19 protein-coding genes are annotated in these 19,572 nt (G+C 64.5%); 17 read left to right on the forward strand and 2 right to left on the reverse strand.

Going from position 1 to position 19,572, the window contains the following annotated elements; all coding sequences use genetic code 11:
- Positions 1–83 precede the first annotated feature (83 nt).
- Genes E8E91_RS05230 through E8E91_RS05240 form a run of 3 tightly spaced genes read left to right on the forward strand, consistent with a single transcriptional unit; the run spans position 84 to position 2,546 of the window.
- Positions 84–1,109 carry a phosphotransferase gene (locus E8E91_RS05230; protein WP_280374911.1) on the forward strand — a complete coding sequence of 342 codons (1,026 nt, stop codon included), beginning with the start codon at positions 84–86 and terminating at the stop codon, positions 1,107–1,109.
- A complete protein-coding gene (murU, locus tag E8E91_RS05235) occupies positions 1,106–1,777 on the forward strand; it encodes an N-acetylmuramate alpha-1-phosphate uridylyltransferase MurU (protein ID WP_280374893.1) in 672 nt (223 codons plus the stop codon). Before E8E91_RS05230 ends, murU begins: the two co-directional genes overlap by 4 nt.
- Before the next feature lies 1 nt (position 1,778).
- Entirely contained in the window at positions 1,779–2,546 is a 768-nt protein-coding gene (locus E8E91_RS05240; protein ID WP_280365855.1) for a TerB family tellurite resistance protein, read from the forward strand.
- A gap of 36 nt (positions 2,547–2,582) precedes the next feature.
- On the opposite strand, the gene E8E91_RS05245 is transcribed toward E8E91_RS05240, so the two are convergent.
- Positions 2,583–3,617 (reverse strand): alpha/beta hydrolase family protein, encoded by a 1,035-nt coding sequence (locus tag E8E91_RS05245; protein ID WP_280374894.1) that lies wholly within the window; start codon positions 3,615–3,617, stop codon positions 2,583–2,585.
- 180 nt (positions 3,618–3,797) lie between these two features.
- On the opposite strand from E8E91_RS05245, the gene E8E91_RS05250 reads away from it, so the two are divergent.
- The 12 genes from E8E91_RS05250 (at position 3,798) to trpC (ending at position 17,129) form a co-directional block, all read left to right on the forward strand.
- The gene (locus E8E91_RS05250) at positions 3,798–6,143 is read left to right on the forward strand and encodes a transporter substrate-binding domain-containing protein (protein WP_280374912.1); all 2,346 of its coding nucleotides are present in this window, start codon (positions 3,798–3,800) and stop codon (positions 6,141–6,143) included.
- Positions 6,140–6,769: a response regulator transcription factor gene (locus tag E8E91_RS05255; RefSeq protein ID WP_151131536.1), complete on the forward strand. Its 630-nt coding sequence runs from the start codon at positions 6,140–6,142 to the stop codon at positions 6,767–6,769. The genes E8E91_RS05250 and E8E91_RS05255 overlap by 4 nt, the downstream gene beginning before the upstream one ends.
- Positions 6,770–6,921: 152 nt before the next feature.
- The gene (locus tag E8E91_RS05260; protein WP_280365859.1) at positions 6,922–8,031 is read left to right on the forward strand and encodes an ABC transporter ATP-binding protein; all 1,110 of its coding nucleotides are present in this window, start codon (positions 6,922–6,924) and stop codon (positions 8,029–8,031) included.
- 49 nt (positions 8,032–8,080) lie between these two features.
- Positions 8,081–9,112, forward strand: a complete 1,032-nt coding sequence (locus E8E91_RS05265; RefSeq protein WP_190834469.1) for an ABC transporter substrate-binding protein — start codon at positions 8,081–8,083, stop codon at positions 9,110–9,112.
- Positions 9,113–9,224: 112 nt separating this feature from the next.
- Positions 9,225–10,472, forward strand: coding sequence for an ABC transporter permease (locus tag E8E91_RS05270; RefSeq protein WP_280374895.1), 1,248 nt, complete (start codon positions 9,225–9,227; stop codon positions 10,470–10,472).
- Between the two features lie 111 nt (positions 10,473–10,583).
- Positions 10,584–11,411: an ABC transporter permease gene (locus E8E91_RS05275; protein WP_271470923.1), complete on the forward strand. Its 828-nt coding sequence runs from the start codon at positions 10,584–10,586 to the stop codon at positions 11,409–11,411.
- Positions 11,412–11,551: 140 nt separating this feature from the next.
- A complete protein-coding gene (gene rpe / locus E8E91_RS05280; RefSeq protein WP_190834463.1) occupies positions 11,552–12,220 on the forward strand; it encodes a ribulose-phosphate 3-epimerase in 669 nt (222 codons plus the stop codon).
- 1 nt (position 12,221) lies between these two features.
- The gene (locus tag E8E91_RS05285; RefSeq protein ID WP_280374896.1) at positions 12,222–13,061 is read left to right on the forward strand and encodes a phosphoglycolate phosphatase; all 840 of its coding nucleotides are present in this window, start codon (positions 12,222–12,224) and stop codon (positions 13,059–13,061) included.
- Between the two features lie 94 nt (positions 13,062–13,155).
- The gene (gene trpE, locus E8E91_RS05290) at positions 13,156–14,643 is read left to right on the forward strand and encodes an anthranilate synthase component I (protein WP_280374897.1); all 1,488 of its coding nucleotides are present in this window, start codon (positions 13,156–13,158) and stop codon (positions 14,641–14,643) included.
- 10 nt (positions 14,644–14,653) lie between these two features.
- Positions 14,654–15,247: an aminodeoxychorismate/anthranilate synthase component II gene (locus tag E8E91_RS05295; RefSeq protein ID WP_280374898.1), complete on the forward strand. Its 594-nt coding sequence runs from the start codon at positions 14,654–14,656 to the stop codon at positions 15,245–15,247.
- Complete coding sequence (gene trpD, locus E8E91_RS05300; RefSeq protein ID WP_280374899.1) at positions 15,247–16,296, forward strand: anthranilate phosphoribosyltransferase; 1,050 nt, start codon at positions 15,247–15,249, stop codon at positions 16,294–16,296. Before E8E91_RS05295 ends, trpD begins: the two co-directional genes overlap by 1 nt.
- The gene (trpC, locus tag E8E91_RS05305) at positions 16,293–17,129 is read left to right on the forward strand and encodes an indole-3-glycerol phosphate synthase TrpC (protein WP_280374900.1); all 837 of its coding nucleotides are present in this window, start codon (positions 16,293–16,295) and stop codon (positions 17,127–17,129) included. Before trpD ends, trpC begins: the two co-directional genes overlap by 4 nt.
- A gap of 67 nt (positions 17,130–17,196) precedes the next feature.
- Here trpC and crp read toward each other — a convergent pair whose 3' ends face one another.
- Positions 17,197–17,841: a cAMP-activated global transcriptional regulator CRP gene (crp, locus tag E8E91_RS05310; RefSeq protein WP_044871283.1), complete on the reverse strand. Its 645-nt coding sequence runs from the start codon at positions 17,839–17,841 to the stop codon at positions 17,197–17,199.
- A gap of 226 nt (positions 17,842–18,067) precedes the next feature.
- Between crp and E8E91_RS05315 the strand changes: the two genes are divergently transcribed.
- Both E8E91_RS05315 and speD read left to right on the forward strand, forming a co-directional pair.
- The gene (locus E8E91_RS05315; protein WP_151131548.1) at positions 18,068–18,493 is read left to right on the forward strand and encodes an OsmC family protein; all 426 of its coding nucleotides are present in this window, start codon (positions 18,068–18,070) and stop codon (positions 18,491–18,493) included.
- Positions 18,494–18,740: 247 nt separating this feature from the next.
- A complete protein-coding gene (gene speD, locus E8E91_RS05320) occupies positions 18,741–19,535 on the forward strand; it encodes an adenosylmethionine decarboxylase (protein ID WP_280365877.1) in 795 nt (264 codons plus the stop codon).
- Positions 19,536–19,572 lie beyond the last annotated feature (37 nt).

Consider the following 19,572-nt stretch of genomic DNA (forward strand, 5'->3'; position numbering starts at 1 on the left):
CGCACGCCTCTCGATGGGCTGAAAAAGATGCTGGATAATAAAGCATGACCCGCACAACGGCTAGCGCCGCCGGAGACCACCCGATGCACCACGAAGACCTGCGCCTTCAGCAGCTGAGCCAGTGGCTTGATCAGCAGTTGCCCACCCTGTTCGCTGCCGAAGGCTGGGGCCCCGTGCCCGTCGCCACGCTGGTTCCGGCCAGCAGCGACGCCAGCTTCCGTCGTTACTTCCGCTGGCAGGCCGAAGGCCGCACCCTGATCCTGATGGATGCCCCGCCGCCCCGAGAGGACTGCCGTCCCTTCGTCAAGGTGGCCGGAATGCTCGCCGAGGCCGGCGTGCACGTGCCGCGTATTCTTGCCGCCGATGTGGAGCAAGGCTTCCTGATCCTCGATGATCTGGGACGCCAGACCTACCTCGACGTTATCAATGCCGAGAACGCCGACGCTCTGTTCGAGGACGCCCTGCAGGCGCTGCTGACGTTCCAGAAACGCAGCCTCGACGTCTCCATGCCCAGCTATGACGATGCCCTGCTGCGTCGCGAGCTGCAGCTGTTCCCCGAGTGGTACCTGCAGCACCACCTGGGGATCGAGCTGGAAGGCGAGCGCCTGGCGGCCTGGCAGCGCATTTCCAACCTGCTGATCGACAGCGCCCTGGCCCAGCCGCAGGTGCTGGTGCATCGCGACTACATGCCGCGCAACCTGATGCTCAGTGCCCCGAACCCGGGCGTGCTGGATTTCCAGGATGCGGTCTACGGTCCGGTCACCTACGACGTCACCTGTCTGTTCAAGGACGCCTTCCTCAGCTGGCCCGAGGAGCGCGTCGCCGGTTGGCTGGAACGCTACTGGACCCAGGCCCGCGCAGTGGGGATTCCGGTCCAGGCCGAGTTCGCCGAGTTCCGTCGCGCCAGCGACCTGATGGGCGTGCAGCGCCACCTCAAGGTCATCGGCATCTTCGCGCGTATCTGCCATCGTGACGGCAAGCCGAAGTACCTGGGCGATGTGCCGCGCTTCTTTGCCTATATAAAGGCAGTGATCGAGCGTCGTCCGGAACTGGCCGAGCTGGGTGAACTGCTCGCCAGCCTGCCCCGGGACGAGGCTGTCGCCCAATGAAGGCCATGATCCTTGCCGCGGGCAAGGGCGAGCGCATGCGCCCCCTGACCCTGCATACCCCGAAACCGCTGGTGCGTGCCGCCGATACCCCGCTCATCGAGTTCCATCTCCGGGCGCTGGCGGATGCCGGCTTTCGCGAGCTGGTGATCAACCATGCCTGGCTCGGCCAGCAGATCGAGGACCACCTGGGCGATGGTGCGCGCTTCGGCCTGTCCATCCGCTATTCCGCCGAGGGCGAGCCCCTGGAAACCGGCGGTGGAATCTACCGTGCGCTGCCGCTGCTGGGAGATGACCCCTTCCTGGTGGTGAATGGCGATGTCTGGACCGACTTCGACTTCCGCCGCCTGCGCCAACCGCTGGACGGCCTGGCCCACCTGGTACTGGTGGACAACCCCGCCCACCATCCCCGTGGCGACTTCCGCCTGGACGGCAGCCGTGTGAGTGATGCGCTGGAGGGTGAACCCAGTCTCACCTACAGCGGCATCGCCGTGCTCCATCCGCGCCTGTTCGCCGGCTGCCAGCCCGGTGCCTTCAAGCTGGCGCCGTTGCTGCGCCAGGCCATGGCTGCCGGCCAGGTGAGCGGGGAGCACTTTTCGGGACGCTGGGTGGATGTCGGCACCCACGAGCGCCTGGCGGAAGTCGAACGCCTGCTGACGGCGGAGGCCTGAGTTGGTCTGGCCTGCCACCCTGATCGGCGCCGCGGCCGGCTTCGCCCTGGCGAGCATTCCGGGCGCCATGCTCGGCGCGTTGCTGGGCCAGGTGCTCGACCGGCGCCTGAAGCTGGAGTCCTGGGGTGACTTGCGTGCGCGCCTGCGCGGCGATCCCGCCATCGAAGAGCAGGACCTGCTGTTCGTCCTCCTCGGACGTCTGGCCAAGAGCGATGGGCGAGTGCAGGAAGCCCACATCCAGCAGGCGCGCTCGGAAATGAAACGGGTCGGCCTGGATGACGCCAGTGCCCGTCGAGCCATCGCGGCCTTCAACCGCGGCAAGGCAGGCAGCGACAATCTGCAGCCCAGCCTGCACGTGTTGAAGGGCGAGCGTCTGACCGCGGAGCGCCTATTGCGCAGTTGTTGGCAGATGGCGGCTGCCGATGGCCGGATCGGTCAGCGCGAGCGCGAACTCATCCTGCAGTGGGGGCATTGGCTCGGCCTTCCCACAGCTCGAATCGAGGCGCTGGGGGCCGGTTACGACATTCCCCACGGCCTGCCCCCCAAACGCGGCAACAGCTACAAGGATGCGCTGATCCTGCTGGGGGTGACTGCCGACTGCGAACCGGCCGTGATCAAACGTGCCTACCGCCGCCTGCTCAGCCAGAACCATCCGGACAAGCTTGCCGGCTCAGGCGCCAGTCCCGCCCTGGTGCGCGCCGCCACCGATCGCACCCGCGAACTGCACAGCGCCTACAACCTGATTCGCGAGCGTCACGGTTTCCGCTGAAGCGTTCTCCGGAGCGACGTTGCGCCGGGTTCTTCCTTAGATGGAGGGACCTGAAACGGCATTTGCTGGCGCCTTGCTGGCGTCCGCTTCCAGATGCAGGCTCAGCCAGCCACGGATGCGCCGGATGAGCTGCTCCTGTTCGATGCGCCGATCAGCCGGCAGGCCTTTCATGGCGATCTGGATATAGGCCGGGTGCTTCTGCCGCTTGCTCGCGTGCAGGCGTCGCAGGGCGGCATCGCGGTCGGTGGGCTGGTCCTTGTAATAGAAGTCGCCGGTGGCCAGTTTCAGCGCGGGCAGTGAATCCTCCAATGCGGGCTCGTAGCCTGCAGGCAATTCCGCCGCTACCAGCAGGAGGTTGCGCACATCCTTCGGTTCATTGGCGGCGAGGTACTGCGTTGCCCAGTAGGCGCCGGTGCCATGCCCCAGCAGCACGATCGCCCCGGGTTTCTGCTGGCGGGCGAAGGCCAGCGCTGCGTCGATGCGGGCAAACACACGCTCGGTCTGGGTTTTCTGGATGGCATCGCGGGACAGCGGCGGAGGCGCCGGGTCGGTATTGGGTTCGGCGCTGCCGGCTTGCTCGGTATTGGCGGGGCCCTCTTCTTCGGCCTTCTCCGGGCTTACCGCCGGCTCCGCCTTGGTCGGCTCCTCGGTCTTCAGCGGGCGGGGCGGCAGCGGGTCGCCGCTGGGGTCCGGCAGGGTCAGCGCGAGGGTGCTCCAGCCGGAGTCCGGCAGCTTGCGCCGCAGCGGGCCGACAGCTTCGGGCCAGTCGGCGGTCTCGCCCTCGCCTGGGAGGAGAATTACCAGTCCGCTGGGCTCACCGACATTCGCGGGTTGCCAGAGCGCGAGGAAACTCTCCTCGCCGGCCTTGAGCTGCTGTTGCTCCCGCGTGGGAAGTTGGCGCTCCAGGCTGCTGGCCTCCTCCTGGCTGCGTTCCTCCAGGGGCGCTCGCTCTACTGCCGGCGCAGTCTCCTTCGACGCGGCGGCGGCGTCTTCTTCCGCCAGCAGCACGGGGGAGGCGGGCAGCAGGGTGAGACAAAGGGCCGCGAGGGCAGGGCGAATGGCACGGGGCATCGGGGACTTCCTGGTCAAGCTGGGAAGCAGGAGCCTAATGGCTCGTCGTACATTTGTCAGGCCGAGCCTTCGCATGGTTCGCCACGGCTGGAGTAAGGTATGTCGGCTGTTTCTCCTGGTTGCGGTTGGCCATCCATGATCCGTGCGCTCCTTTCCCTGTTGTTCGCCTGCTGCCTGGCGATGCCCGCACTGGCCGCGTCGAGCGATCTGCCTCTGGACGAAAGTCAGCGGCAATGGCTCGAGAATCACGCCCAGCTGCGTGTCGGCGCGGTGCTCCAGGCGCCTTATGTCCAGCTGGATCGTCGACTGCAGCAACTGTCCGGCGCCAACGTCGAGCTGATGAACTGGCTGGCCAGGGACATGGGCGTGGAGCTGGTCTGGCGCACCTATGACAGCCAGCCTGAACTGGAACAGGCGATGCGCAGCGGGCAGATCGACCTGGCCCCGGGCCTTGGCCAGACGCCTGCCGGCCTGCGTCTGTGGCTGTTCTCCGATCCCTACCTGCGGGTTTCCCAGTTGCTGGTGGGCGAGCGGGAGGGCAGTGCGGCGGTGGACCTGGAGCAGCTCGATGCCACGTCGCCCGTGGCCCTGCGCCAGCCCAGCGCGGTGGCCGATTACCTGCGCGCTACCTATTCCAACCTCGACCTCAAGCCAATGGCCAGTGAGCGGCAGGCATTGCAGGCACTGCTCGCCGAGCAGGTGCGCTATGCCGTGCTGGATGAGGCCCAACTCAGTCGCCTGTCCCGCGAGCAGGAATTCGCCGGGCTGGCGGTGGTCGGGGATATCGGATTTCCGCAGCTGCTGCGGGTCGCCTCGCGCAGGGACTGGCCTGAACTGGCCTCGATCATCGACATCGCCCTGCGTAGCCTGCCGGCCAAGGACCTTGACCAGCTCCATGAGCGCTGGCTGCAGCCCAAGTATCCGCGTTTGGGAGAATCCGCGGGCTTCTGGCAGAACCTCAGCCTGCTGCTGGGTGTGTTGCTCCTGATCGCTGCGGCCATCATCGCCTGGCTGCGTCGGCAGCGGCGTCAGCTGGAGCGGCAATTGCTGGATGCCCGCCACGCCCTGCAGTTGCGCGAAGCGGCCGAAGAAGCCCTGCGCCTCACCCAGTTCTCCATCGACCACAGCACCCTGGGTATCCTTTGGGTGAACTGGGACAGCCACGTGCGTTACGCCAACCGTGCCGCCGAACAGATGCTCGGTTATGTGCCGGGCAGCCTGGCGGACCGGCCCCTGGCTGACTTCCAGCCCGAACTGAACATGGACCGCTGGCTCGATCTCTGGCGCCGAGCGCGTAACAGCGACGAGGGGCCGTTGAGCTTCGAGACACGCTGCCTGCGCCCCGATGGCAGCTGGCTGCCGGCGGATGTGTCGCTGAGTTTCCTGCGCTTCGGCTCTTCCGAGTACCTGGTGGTGTTCCTTTCCGATGCCACCGAACGTCGCCGCGCCCGCGAGGCACTCGAAGAGAGCGAGGCGCGCCTGAAGGGCATCGCGTCCAACGTGCCCGGCCTGGTGTTCCGCCTGGAGCGGCCGCAGGCCGGCGCGCCATCTGCCTTCGCTTTCATCGGTGAGGGCAGCGAAGGGTTGGTGGGCTACAGCGCCAGCGAGCTGCTGGATACCGGGCGCGGTATTCGCGGCCTGGTCCATCCGGAGGATCGCGATGGCTACTGGGAGAGCCAGTTGCAAGCGCTGGAGGCCGATCGCGACTGGCATTGGCAGGGGCGCATCCTCACTCGTGACGGTGAGTTGCGCTGGGCCGACATCAAGGCCAGTGCTCGGATCTTCGATGACGGCCGCGCGGTCTGGGATGGCGTGGTCTGGGACATCACCGCCAATAAACAGATCGAACTGGAGCTGGGGGCTTCCCGCGCCCAGTTGCGCGAGCTGTCGGCGCACCTGGAAAGCGTGCGAGAGGAAGAGAAGGCGCGCATCGCCCGGGAAGTGCACGACGAACTGGGCCAGGTGCTCACGGTGCTCAAACTGGAGACCTCCATGTGCGAACTGGCCTACGCCGGGCTCGACGCCGGGCTCAAGGAGCGCCTGGACAGCATGAAGCGGCTGATCGCCCATCTGTTCCAACTCGTGCGCGACGTGGCGACGGCGTTGCGGCCGCCGATCCTCGACGCCGGCATCGCCTCGGCCATCGAGTGGCAGGCGCGGCGCTTCGAGGCCCGCACGCAGATTCCCTGCCTGGTGGAAGTGCCCGAGCAGCTGCCGCAGTTGTCCGATGCCAAGGCGGTGGGCCTGTTCCGCGTGCTGCAGGAAGCGCTGACCAACGTCATGCGCCATGCTGAGGCGCATACTGTCGCGGTTCGCCTCAGTGAGGAGGAAGGCATGATCTGCCTGCGCATCAGCGACGATGGCCGTGGTTTCGATACCGCTGCCAAGGGCGGCGGATCATTCGGCCTGGTGGGCATGCGCGAGCGTGTGCTGATGCTGGGCGGCAGTTTGCAGATCGAAAGCCAGCCGGGCGAGGGGACTACCCTTTGCGTGCGCGTGGCGTTGGATAAGGAGAAAGTGGCGTGATCCGAGTACTGGTGGCCGAAGACCACACCATCGTCCGCGAGGGCATCAAGCAGCTCATCGGGCTGGCCAAGGACCTTTGCGTGGCGGGGGAGGCCGGCAACGGCGAGCAACTGATGGACGCGCTGCGCCAGACGCCCTGCGAAGTGGTCCTGCTGGATATCTCCATGCCCGGGGTAAATGGCCTGGAAGCCATTCCGCGTATCCGTGCCCTGAGCAATCCTCCGGCAGTGCTGGTGCTGTCCATGCACGACGAAGCGCAGATGGCGGCGCGGGCGCTGAAGATCGGCGCTGCCGGCTACGCCACCAAGGACAGCGACCCGGCCCTGCTGCTCACCGCGATCCGCAAGGTGGCCTCAGGCGGTCGTTACATCGATCCGGACCTGGCCGACCGCATGGTCTTCGAGGTGGGACTGACCGACGCCCGGCCGGCCCATACGCTGCTTTCGGAGCGTGAATTCTCGGTGTTCGAGCGCCTGGTGCGCGGCGAGGGGGTGAATGAAATCGCCCAGCAACTGGCGGTCAGCAGCAAGACTGTGAGCACCCACAAGGCCCGTCTGATGCAGAAACTGGGATTGCACTCGGTGGCTGACCTGGTGAAGTACGCCGTGGAGCACAAGCTCCTGTAAATGTCCGACGATTGCGCTACAGATTTGTAGGGCGATCCCTACAAAAAATCCTCTCTAAGCCTTATAGCAATCTCTCATACCGCCCGATTTGCGTGGTTTGCCGCCTTCTCTAGGCTTTGGACTACGGCAGACACAAAAATAAAGGTGCGGTTATGGCCGAGACACAAGGCAACGACATCCTGGTCAGCTTTCGCGGCGTACAGAAGAGCTACGACGGCGAGACCCTGATCGTCAAAGACCTCAACCTGGATATTCGCAAAGGCGAATTCCTCACCCTGCTCGGGCCGTCCGGCTCCGGCAAGACCACCAGCCTGATGATGCTCGCCGGGTTCGAGACCCCTACCAGCGGCGAAATCCTCCTGGCCGGTCGTTCCATCAATAACGTACCTCCGCACAAGCGCGACATCGGCATGGTGTTCCAGAACTACGCCCTGTTCCCGCATATGACGGTGGCCGAGAACCTGGCCTTCCCGCTCTCCGTGCGTGGCATGAGCAAGACCGACGCCAGCGAGCGGGTCAAGCGGGCGCTGTCCATGGTCCAGCTGGACACCTTCCGCAACCGCTATCCCGGCCAGCTTTCCGGCGGCCAGCAGCAGCGCGTCGCCCTGGCCCGCGCCCTGGTGTTCGAACCCCAGCTGGTGCTGATGGACGAACCCCTCGGTGCGCTGGACAAACAGCTGCGTGAACACATGCAGATGGAGATCAAGCACATCCACGAGCGCCTGGGTGTGACCGTGGTCTACGTGACCCACGACCAGGGCGAAGCCCTGACCATGTCGGACCGCGTGGCCGTGTTCCACCAGGGCGAGATCCAGCAGATCGCCCCGCCGCGCGAGCTCTACGAGCTGCCGAAGAACACCTTCGTGGCCAACTTCATCGGCGAGAACAATCGCATCAACGGCCAACTGGAAAGCCGCGACGGCGACAAGTGCGTGGTTCGCCTGGCCCGTGGCGAGAAGGTCGAGGCCCTGGCGATCAACGTCGGTCAGCCGGGTGAGCCGGTGACCCTGTCTATCCGTCCCGAGCGTGTGCGCATCAACGGCCACAGCGAGAGCTGCGTGAACCGCTTCTCCGGGCGCGTCACCGAGTTCATCTACCTGGGCGACCACGTGCGTATCCGAATGGAGGTCTGTGGCAAGCCCGACTTCTTCGTCAAGCAACCTATTGCTGAGCTCGACCCCGCACTGGCGGTAGGCGATGTGGTGCCGCTCGGCTGGCAAGTGGAGCACGTCCGCGCACTGGACCCGCTTCTGGCGGAATGACGCGGCGGCGCCAACGCATTAGCAACCCTGCACTGTGGAGAAAACAACAATGTCGAAATCCCTGAAACTCACCGCCATCGCCCTCGGGTTGGCCTGCGCCGCACAGGCCATGGCTGCAGACCTGACCGTGGTGTCCTTCGGCGGTGCCAACAAGAATGCGCAGGTCAAGGCGTTCTACGAGCCCTACCAGAAGAGCACCGGCGACAAGATCATCGCTGGCGAATACAACGGCGAAATGGCCAAGGTGAAGGCCATGGTCGACACCAACAGCGTTTCCTGGAACCTGGTGGAAGTGGAGTCGCCTGAACTTGCCCGTGGTTGCGACGAAGGCATGTTCGAAGAGCTGGACGCCGCCCAGTTCGGCAAGGCCGAAGACTTCGTTCCCGGCGCCATCCAGCCCTGCGGTGTCGGCTTCTTCGTATGGTCCACCGTGCTGGCCTACAACGCCGACAAGCTGCAGTCCGCCCCCACCAGTTGGGCCGATTTCTGGGACGTGAAGAAATTCCCGGGCAAGCGCGGCCTGCGCAAGGGCGCCAAGTACACCCTCGAATTCGCCCTGATGGCCGACGGCGTTGCGCCGAAGGACGTCTACACCGTGCTGGCCACCAAAGAAGGCCAGGACCGCGCCTTCAAGAAGCTCGACGAGATCAAGCCGAGCATCCAGTGGTGGGAAGCCGGTGCCCAGCCGCCGCAGTTCCTCGCTTCCGGTGACGTGGTCATGAGCTCCGCCTACAACGGCCGCATCGCTGCGGTGCAGAAGGAAAGCAACCTGAAGGTCGTGTGGACCGGCGGCATCTACGACTTCGACTCCTGGGCCATCCCGAAGGGTGCCAAGGATGCCGACAAGGCCAAGGAATTCATCGCTTTCTCGGTCAAGCCCGAGCAGCAGAAGACCTACTCCGAGAACATCGCCTATGGCCCGGCCAACACCCAGGCCGTGCCGCTGCTGGACAAGGGCCTGCTGAAGGACATGCCGACCACCCCGGAGAACATCAAGGACCAGGTCGCCATGGACGTCACCTTCTGGGCTGACTACGGCGAGCAACTGGAACAGCGCTTCAACTCCTGGGCGGCCAAGTAAGTCCGGCTGCTACTCCCCTCTCCCTTTGGGAGAGGGGCTGGGGGTGAGGGAGCTTCTTCCTCACCCTGGCCTTAGGGCCTGAACCTAAATACCTGTTCCAACGGAGTTCGCCATGGCCACTGCAGTGCCACTGAACGAGGTCGCCGGCCCCAGCCTCAAGCAGCGCCTCGCCCGAGCCGAGCGGATGAACCGCCTGAAGTCCCAGGCGCTGATCCTGCCGCTGCTGATCTTCCTTCTGCTGACCTTCCTGGTGCCCATCGGCGCGCTGCTCTACAAGAGCGTGAACAACCCGGAAGTGGTCGGTTCCATGCCGCGCACCGTCGACGCCATCTCCAGCTGGGACGGCAAGGCGCTACCTGCCGAGCCCGTGTACAAGGCGCTGGCCGAAGACCTGGCCGCGGCGCGCAAGAACCAGACCATCGGCGATCTTTCCAAACGCCTGAACATGGAACTGGCCGGCTACCGCAGCCTGATGGCCAAGACCGCTCGCGCACTGCCGTTCAAGACCGAGCCGGCTTCCTACAAGGACGCCCTGGAAGGCCTGGACGAGCGCTGGGGCGACCCGGCGTACTGGCAGGCGATCCGTCGCAATGCCAGCCACCTGACTCCCTATTACCTGCTGGCCGCCCTCGACCACCGCATCGATGACCTGGGCGAAGTGGCACCGGCCACGCCGGACCAGGCCATTTACCTGGACATCTTCGCCCGCACCTTCTGGATGGGCGCGGTGATCACCGTCATCTGCTTGCTGCTGGCCTATCCGCTGGCCTACCTGCTGGCCAACCTGCCGACGCGCAAGAGCAATCTGCTGATGATCCTCGTGCTGCTGCCGTTCTGGACCTCGATCCTGGTGCGCGTCGCCGCCTGGATCGTGCTGTTGCAGTCCGGTGGCCTGATCAACGGGGCGCTGATCAAACTCGGCCTGATCGACCAGCCGTTGCAGCTGGTGTTCAACCGCACCGGCGTCTACATCGCCATGGTGCACATCATGCTGCCGTTCATGATCCTGCCGATCTACAGCGTGATGAAGGGCATCTCCCCCAGCTACATGCGCGCGGCGATTTCCCTGGGCTGCCATCCGTTCGCCAGCTTCTGGCGGGTGTACTTCCCGCAGACCGTGGCTGGCGTCGGCGCCGGCTGCCTGCTGGTGTTCATCCTGTCCATCGGCTACTACATCACCCCGGCGCTGCTGGGCAGCCCGAACGACCAGATGGTTAGCTACTTCGTCGCCTTCTTCACCAACACCACCATCAACTGGGGCATGGCCACGGCCCTGGGCGGCATGCTGCTGTTCGCCACCCTGGTGCTGTACGTGGTTTACACCTGGCTGGTCGGCGCCGGCCGCCTGCGTCTGGGATAAAACGCCTCCGAAGGAGGCCGTCCGATCCCCCTCTCCCGCGTGCGGGAGAGGGTGGCCCGAAGGGTCGGGAGAGGGCGGGGTAACAAGACAAGATTCTGAGGAGAGAGCTTCATGCTGAGTCCCTACATGTCCCCGGTCGAGCGCCTGTGGTTCTACACCCTGCGCATCCTCTGCGGCCTGGTGCTGCTGTTCCTGATCCTGCCGGTGCTGGTGATCGTGCCACTGTCGTTCAACTCCGGCACCTTCCTGGTCTATCCGCTGCAAGGCTTTTCCCTGCGCTGGTACGCCGACTTCTTCAGCTCGGCGGAGTGGATGCGCTCGCTGACCAACAGCATGATCGTCGCCCCGGCGGCTACCGTGCTGGCGATGGTCTTCGGCACCCTGGCGTCCATCGGCCTGACCCGTGGCGAGTTCCGCGGCAAGGCGCTGGTGATGAGCCTGCTGATTTCACCGATGGTGGTGCCGGTGGTGATCATCGGTGTGGCCAGCTACCTGTTCTTCGCCCCGTTGGGCCTGGGCAACAGCTACCTGTCGCTGATCCTGGTGCATGCCGTGCTGGGCGTGCCCTTCGTGATCATCACGGTGTCGGCCACCCTGCAGGGCTTCAACTACAACCTGGTGCGTGCAGCCGCCAGCCTGGGTGCGCCGCCGCTGACCGCGTTCTTCAAGGTGACCCTGCCGCTGATCGCGCCGGGGGTGATCTCCGGGGCGCTATTCGCCTTCGCGACGTCCTTCGACGAAGTGGTGGTGACGCTGTTCCTCGCCGGCCCCGAGCAGGCCACCCTGCCACGGCAGATGTTCAGCGGCATCCGCGAGAACCTCAGCCCGACCATCGCCGCCGCCGCGACCCTGCTGATCGGCTTCTCCATCGTCCTGCTGCTGGTGCTGGAGTGGCTGCGCGGCCGCAGCGAGCGCATGCGCACGTCCATGCCGGAATAACCCGTTCCAACCTTCACCTGCCCGCGTCCCCGTAGTGGGCAGGTGCTTTTCCCTCCCGCCTCGGTCATCGGTCGAATCCCCGCGCGCCATCCATCCCGGCTACAATTCGCGCCACCGTGATTCCCCCCCTGAGGTCAGCCATGCAGCCCTTCGCCATCGCTCCGTCGATCCTTTCCGCCGATTTCGCCCGCCTGGGCGAGGAAGTGGAGAACGTTCTCGCCGCCGGTGCCGACATCGTTCACTTCGACGTGATGGACAACCACTACGTGCCCAACCTGACCATCGGCCCGATGGTCTGCTCGGCACTGCGCAAGTACGGCATCACCGCGCCGATCGACGCGCACCTGATGGTTTCGCCCGTGGACCGCATCATCGGCGACTTCATCGAGGCCGGCGCCACCTACGTCACCTTCCACCCGGAAGCCACCCTGCACGTCGATCGTTCCCTGCAACTGATCCGTGACGGCGGCGCCAAGGCTGGCCTGGTGTTCAACCCGGCCACCCCGCTGGACGTGCTGAAGTACGTGATGGACAAGGTCGACATGATCCTGCTGATGAGCGTGAACCCCGGCTTCGGCGGGCAGAAGTTCATCCCTGGCACCCTCGACAAGCTGCGCGAGGCCCGCGCCCTGATCGACGCCTCCGGCCGCGACATCCGCCTGGAGATCGATGGCGGCGTCAACGTGAAGAACATCCGTGAGATCGCTGCGGCGGGCGCCGACACCTTCGTCGCTGGTTCGGCCATCTTCAATGCCCCGGACTATGCCGAAGTCATCGCCGCCATGCGCGCCGAACTGGCCCAGGCCTGATATGGGCACGTTGTACCGGCTGTTTGACGGGCGCCTGCCGCGCCTGGTGATGTTCGACCTGGACGGCACCCTGGTGGATTCGGTGCCGGACCTGGCCGCTGCCGTCGACCGCATGCTGGTCGCCCTCGGGCGTCCGGCGGCAGGCGTCGAGCAGGTACGCGAATGGGTTGGCAATGGCGCGCGGGTGCTGGTGCGCCGCGCCCTGGCCGGCGGTCTTGACCACTCCACCGTGCATGACAGCGACGCCGAGCGCGGCCTGGAACTGTTCATGGAGGCCTACGCCGAAAACCATGCGCTGACCACGGTCTACCCGGGGGTGGCGGAAACCCTCAAATGGCTGAAGAAGCAGGGCGTGGAGCTGGCGCTGGTCACCAACAAGCCCGAACGCTTCGTTGCCCCCTTGCTGGACGAAATGAAGTTGGGCCGCTACTTCCCGCTGATCATCGGCGGCGACACCCTGCCGCAGCAGAAGCCGGACCCGGCCGCGTTGCTCCACGTGATGCACCTCACTGGAGTCAGCCGCAGCGAAGCGCTGTTCATCGGCGACTCGCGCAACGACGTACTCGCTGCCAAGGCCGCCGGGGTGAAATGCGTGGCGCTGAGCTACGGTTACAACCACGGCCGGCCCATTGCCGAGGAAGAGCCGGCCCTCGTGGTGGATGACCTGCGTGAGCTGCTTCCGGGAGGTTGCGCCGCCCACGGCGCTGCGCTAATGTCGCCGGACCCCTCCGACAATCCGCCTCAACGAGACAGAAACGTGGTGGTTTCCAGCAAGCATCGGCTCGCACGAGCCGGAATGAGCATCATCAAGGCTATCGCCCGTTGGCGCTGGCGCGCCTGAATTCATTCTGGCCGGATGCTCCGGCGCGCTTGCTTGCACACCGACGTTTTCATCTCCAGGAGCCCCAAGGGGCTCCCCGCCCACGAGGCTGATCATGACCCGCGAAGAATTCCTGCGTTTGGCCGCCGAAGGCTATAACCGCATTCCGCTTGCGTTCGAGACACTGGCGGATTTCGACACCCCCCTGTCCCTTTACCTGAAGCTCGCTGATACCCCGTATTCCTATCTGCTGGAGTCCGTGCAGGGCGGCGAGAAGTGGGGGCGTTACTCGATCATCGGCCTGCAGAGCCGCACTGTGCTGCGTGCCCATGGCCTGAAGGTCGGCGTCAGTGTCGACGACGTCGAAGTCGAGTCCCACGACTGCGAAGATCCGCTGGCATTCGTCGAAGACTTCAAGGAGCGCTACCAGGTGGCGCCCATCGCCGGCCTGCCGCGCTTCAACGGCGGCCTGGTGGGTTACTTCGGCTATGACTGCGTGCGCTACGTCGAGAAGCGTCTGGCCAACTGCCCGAACCCCGATCCGCTGGGTACCCCGGATATCCTGCTGATGGTCTCGGACGCGGTGATCGTCTTCGACAACCTGGCGGGCAAGCTGCACGCCATCGTCCTGGTCGACCCAACCCAGCCCGATGCTTACGAGAAAGGCCAGGCGCGTCTGGTGGAAATCCGCGAGAAGCTGCGTCAGCCGGTGGTGCCGCGCCTGGGCGTTGACCCGGGCCTGCCGGCGGGTGGCGAGCCGGAGTTCCGCTCCAGCTTCACCCGCGACGACTACGAGCAGGCGGTGCGGGAAATCAAGGAATACATCCTGGCTGGTGACTGCATGCAGGTGGTGATTTCGCAGCGCATGTCGATTCCCTTCCAGGCTGCTCCCATCGACCTGTACCGCGCCCTGCGCTGCTTCAACCCCACGCCTTACATGTACTTCTTCAACTTCGGTGACTTCCACGTAGTGGGCAGTTCGCCGGAGGTGCTGGTGCGTGTCGAGGATGGCCTGGTCACCGTGCGCCCGATCGCCGGCACCCGCCCGCGTGGCGCGACCGAGGAAGCCGACCGCGCCCTGGAAGAGGACCTGCTCTCCGACGCCAAGGAACTCGCCGAGCACCTGATGCTGATTGACCTCGGCCGCAACGACGTCGGCCGCGTTGCCAGTACGGGCAGCGTCAAGGTCACCGAGAAGATGGTGATCGAGCGCTACTCCAACGTGATGCACATCGTTTCCAACGTCACCGGCCAGCTCAAGGAAGGCATCTCCGCAATGGAAGCCCTGCGCGCCATCCTGCCGGCCGGAACCCTCTCCGGCGCACCGAAGATCCGCGCCATGGAGATCATCGACGACCTCGAACCGGTCAAGCGTGGCGTCTACGGCGGCGCCGTGGGCTACCTGGCCTGGAACGGCAACATGGACACTGCCATCGCGATCCGCACGGCGGTCATCAAGGACGGCGAACTGCACGTACAGGCCGGCGCCGGCATCGTCGCCGACTCGGTCCCGGCACTGGAATGGGAAGAGACGCTGAACAAGCGCCGCGCCATGTTCCGTGCCGTGGCCCTCGCCGAACAGACCGCCAAGACCGACGCCTGAGGATTGCACCATGCTGCTGATGATCGACAACTACGATTCCTTTACCTACAACGTGGTGCAGTACCTGGGCGAGCTGGGCGCGGACGTGCACGTGATCCGCAACGACGAGCTCTCCATCGCCCAGATCGAGGCGCTGAACCCGGAGCGCATCGTGGTCTCCCCCGGTCCCTGCACGCCCAACGAAGCCGGCGTTTCGCTGGAGGTGATCCGTCACTTCGCCGGCAAGCTGCCGATCCTCGGCGTGTGCCTGGGCCACCAGAGTATCGGCCAGGCTTTCGGCGGTGACGTGGTGCGCGCACGCCAGGCCATGCACGGCAAGACCAGTCCGGTGTTCCACAAGGACCAGGGCGTGTTCGAAGGCCTGAATCACCCACTGACCGTCACCCGCTACCACTCCCTGGTGGTGAAGCTGGAGACCCTGCCCGAAGCGCTGGAAGTCACCGCCTGGACCCAGCATGCCGACGGCTCGGTAGACGAAATCATGGGGCTGCGTCACAAGACGCTGAACGTCGAGGGTGTGCAATTCCATCCGGAGTCCATCCTTACCGAACAAGGCCACGAACTGCTGGCCAACTTCCTCAAGCAGACCGGTGGAGTGCGTTGATGGACATCAAGGAAGCCCTGAACCGTGTGGTCAACCAGCTGGACCTGACCACCGAAGAAATGCAGGACGTGATGCGCCTGATCATGACCGGTCAGTGCACTGATGCGCAGATCGGCGCGTTCCTCATGGGCATGCGCATGAAGAGCGAGACCATCGAAGAGATCGTCGGTGCGGTGTCGGTCATGCGTGAGCTGGCCACCCGCGTCGAACTCTCCACGCTCGATCGCGTGGTCGACGTGGTGGGCACCGGCGGTGATGGCGCGAATATCTTCAACGTCTCCTCGGCGGCCACCTTCGTGGTCGCCGCAGCGGGCGGCAAGGTGGCCAAGCACGGCAACCGCGCGGTGTCCGGCAAGACCGGCAGCGCCGACGTGCTGGAAGCCGCCGGCATCTACCTTGACCTCAAGCCCGAACAGGTCGCCCGTTGCATCGAGAGCATCGGCGTCGGCTTCATGTTCGCCCAGGTCCATCACAAGGCCATGAAATACGCTGCCGGTCCGCGCCGCGAACTGGGGCTGCGTACCCTGTTCAACATGCTCGGTCCGCTTACGAATCCGGCCGGGGTGAAGCGCCAGGTCGTGGGCGTGTTCAGCCAGGCGCTGTGCCGCCCGCTGGCCGAGGTGCTCAAGCGCCTGGGTAGCGAGCACATTCTGGTCGTGCATTCCCGTGATGGTCTCGACGAGGTGAGCCTCGCCGCGCCGACCCACGTCGCCGAACTCAAGAACGGCGAAGTCACCGAGTACCAAATCCAGCCCGAGGACTTCGGCATCAAGAGCCAGAGCCTGATCGGCCTGACCGTCGGCAGCCCGCAGGAGTCGCTCGAACTGATCCGCGACGCCCTGGGCAAGCGCAAGACCGAGAATGGCCAGAAGGCCGCCGACATGATCGTGCTGAACGCCGGCGCGGCCCTCTATGCCGCCGACCTGGCTTCCAGCCTGAAAGAAGGTGTACGCCTGGCGCAGGACGCCCTGCACACCGGCCTGGCCCGCGAGAAACTGGACGAGCTGGCCTCCTTTACCGCGGTGTTCCGAGTGGAGAATGAAGCGTGAGCATCCCAACCGTTCTTGAGAAGATCCTGGCGCGCAAGGCCGAGGAAGTGGCTGCCTGCCGTGCCCGCGTTTCCCAGTCTGAAATCGAGGCGCTGGCGCGTGCCGCCGATGCGCCCCGTGGTTTCGCCCGGGCCCTGCTGGAGCGCGCCGAGCGCCACGAGCCGGCGGTGATTGCCGAGGTGAAAAAGGCCTCCCCGAGCAAGGGCGTGCTGCGCGAGAACTTCGTCCCGGCGCAGATCGCCCGGAGCTATGAGGCTGGCGGTGCGGCCTGCCTCTCGGTACTGACCGATGTGGACTTCTTCCAGGGCGCCGACGCCTACCTGCAGGAGGCTCGCGCAGCCTGCTCCCTGCCGGTCATCCGCAAGGATTTCATGATCGATCCCTACCAGGTGGTTGAGGCTCGTGCCATTGGCGCCGACTGCATCCTGCTGATCGTCTCCGCCCTGGAAGACAGTCGCATGAAGGAGCTGGCCGCTACCGCCAAGGACGTCGGTCTCGACGTGCTGGTGGAAGTGCACGACGCCGCAGAGCTGGACCGCGCACTGAACTGCCTGGATACCCCGCTGGTGGGCATCAACAACCGTAACCTGCACACTTTCGAGGTAAGCCTGGAAAACACCCTCGACCTGCTGCCGCGCATCCCGCGCGACCGCCTGGTGGTGACCGAGAGCGGCATCCTCAACCGTGCCGACGTGGAGCTGATGGAAGTCAGCGGCGTATACGCGTTCCTGGTGGGCGAGGCCTTCATGCGCGCCGAGGAGCCGGGCACCGAACTGAGCCGGCTGTTCTTCCCCGAGCGCAACCGCGTGGTGGCGGGCATCGATCCGGACTGATCCGGCGCCCCCCCAGACATGAAAAAGCCGGCTTGCGCCGGCTTTTTCGTTTGTGGTCTCAGCGCCCTTATCGGGTGCCGAAGACCACCATGGTCTTCCCCTTCACATGTACCAGACCCTGTTCTTCCAGGCTCTTCAGCACGCGACCAACCATCTCGCGGGAGCAGCCAACGATCCGGCCAATTTCCTGACGGGTGATCTTGATCTGCATGCCATCGGGGTGAGTCATGGCGTCGGGCTGCTTGCACAGGTCGAGCAGGGTGCGTGCCACGCGACCGGTGACATCGAGGAAGGCCAGGTCGCCCACCTTGCGTGTGGTGTTGCGCAGGCGGTCAGCCATCTGGCTGCCCAGGGCGTAGAGGATTTCGGGGTCTTGCTGGGTGAGTTCGCGGAACTTGGCGTAGCTCAGCTCCGCCACTTCGCACTCCGTCTTGGCGCGAACCCAGGCGCTGCGTTCCTTCTCCGCGCCTTCTTTTTCGAACAGGCCCATCTCACCGAAGAAGTCCCCGGCATTGAGATAGGCAATGATCATTTCTCGGCCATCGTCATCCTCGATCAGGATGGTGACGGAACCTTTGATGATGAAGAAGAGGGTTTCGCAGCGATCGCCTGCGTAGATGATGGTGCTCTTGGCCGTGTAGCGACGGCGATGACAATGCGCGAGTAGTTTGTCCAGGCTCTTTATTTTTGGTGTAAGGGTAATTGCGACCATGCCCGAGTCCCGAAAAAGAGAAGGTAAGCCTTTGTCTAACAGGCAATTTTCTAATAGTTGTCCGGCCAAGTGTGCCAGTAATCCGGCGCCAGCTTAACAGACGCCCATGATTCAACAATGTGATTTTGCGACGCACCTAACACCTGTCCGGGAACTATTTCAGACCCGGAATGGAAAATGCGCTGTGATAAGCTACCGCACCTTTTTTCAAGCGGAGTTTCAGGCGATGAAAGCACGCATCCAATGGGCTGGCGAAGCCATGTTCCTTGGCGAATCCGGTAGCGGCCACGCAGTGGTGATGGACGGTCCGCCCGAGGCCGGCGGCCGTAACCTGGGCGTGCGTCCCATGGAAATGCTCCTGCTGGGCCTCGGCGGCTGCACCAACTTCGACGTCGTCGCGATCCTGAAAAAATCCCGCCAGCCGGTGGAGAGTTGCGAAGCCTTCCTCGAAGCCGAACGCGCCAGCGAAGACCCCAAGGTCTTCACCAAGATCCACGTGCACTTCGTGGTGAAAGGCCGTGGTCTGAAGGAAGCCCAGGTTAAGCGCGCCGTGGAACTCTCCGCCGAGAAATACTGCTCGGCCTCGATCATGCTCGGCCGCGCCGGCGTCGAGATTACCCACGACTATGAGATCGTCGAACTGGGTGCCTGACCCCGTATCGATGGCCGGTTGTCTGAAGACATCCGGCCATCATATTTGCGCGGCAAACTCTGGCAGATGGCGCCCGTCGTCTGCATAATTCGCCCCCTTCCAGATTCCGGGGCTCCGGGCCCCGAAAATACGACCACAATCGCCAACGCGAAGAGGTGTAAACCGTCCTACGCAGAAGTGTCGTGCGCTTCTGACGGGCATGCTCAACCACGCGGCAGAGCCGCATATGCACAGAGAGCTCTCAACGGTGAAAAGCAAACTCAAGCTCCACGGGTTCAACAACCTGACGAAGACCTTGAGCTTCAACATCTATGACATCTGCTACGCGGAAACCCCCGAGGACCAGCAGGCCTACGTCCAGTACATCGACGAAGAGTACGACGCCGAGCGCCTGACCCAGATCCTCACCGACGTGGTGGACATCATCGGTGCCAATATCCTCAACATCGCCCGCCAGGATTACGATCCCCAGGGTGCGAGCGTGACCATCCTCATCTCCGAGCAGCCGGTGACGCCCACCGACAGCCAGATCGAGGAATCTCCGGGCCCGCTGCCGGAGACCATCCTGGCCCACCTCGACAAGAGCCACATCACCGTTCACACCTATCCGGAAATCCATCCGGTGTCGGGTATCGCCACCTTCCGGGTGGACATCGATGTTTCCACCTGCGGCGTGATCTCCCCGCTGAAGGCGCTCAACTACCTGATCCACCAGTTCGATTCGGACATCGTCACCGTGGACTACCGCGTGCGCGGTTTCACCCGTGACGTGGAAGGCAAGAAGCACTTCATCGACCACGAGATCAACTCGATCCAGAACTACCTCTCCGAAGACACCCAGGACGCGTACCAGATGACGGACGTCAACGTGTACCAGGAGAACATGTTCCACACCAAGATGCTGCTCAAGGACTTCGAACTGGACAACTACCTGTTCGGCGACGCCACCAGCAACCTGACTGCGGAGCAGCGCAAGGAAGTCGAGGCGCGCGTGCGCCACGAAATGCTGGAAATCTTCTACGCGCGGAACATGCCCAACTGAGGCGGTTCGACGCGGGAAAGAAAAAGGGCGCCTGATG

The sequence above is a fragment of the Pseudomonas sp. BN515 genome, assembly GCF_029873155.1.
Lineage (GTDB): Bacteria > Pseudomonadota > Gammaproteobacteria > Pseudomonadales > Pseudomonadaceae > Metapseudomonas.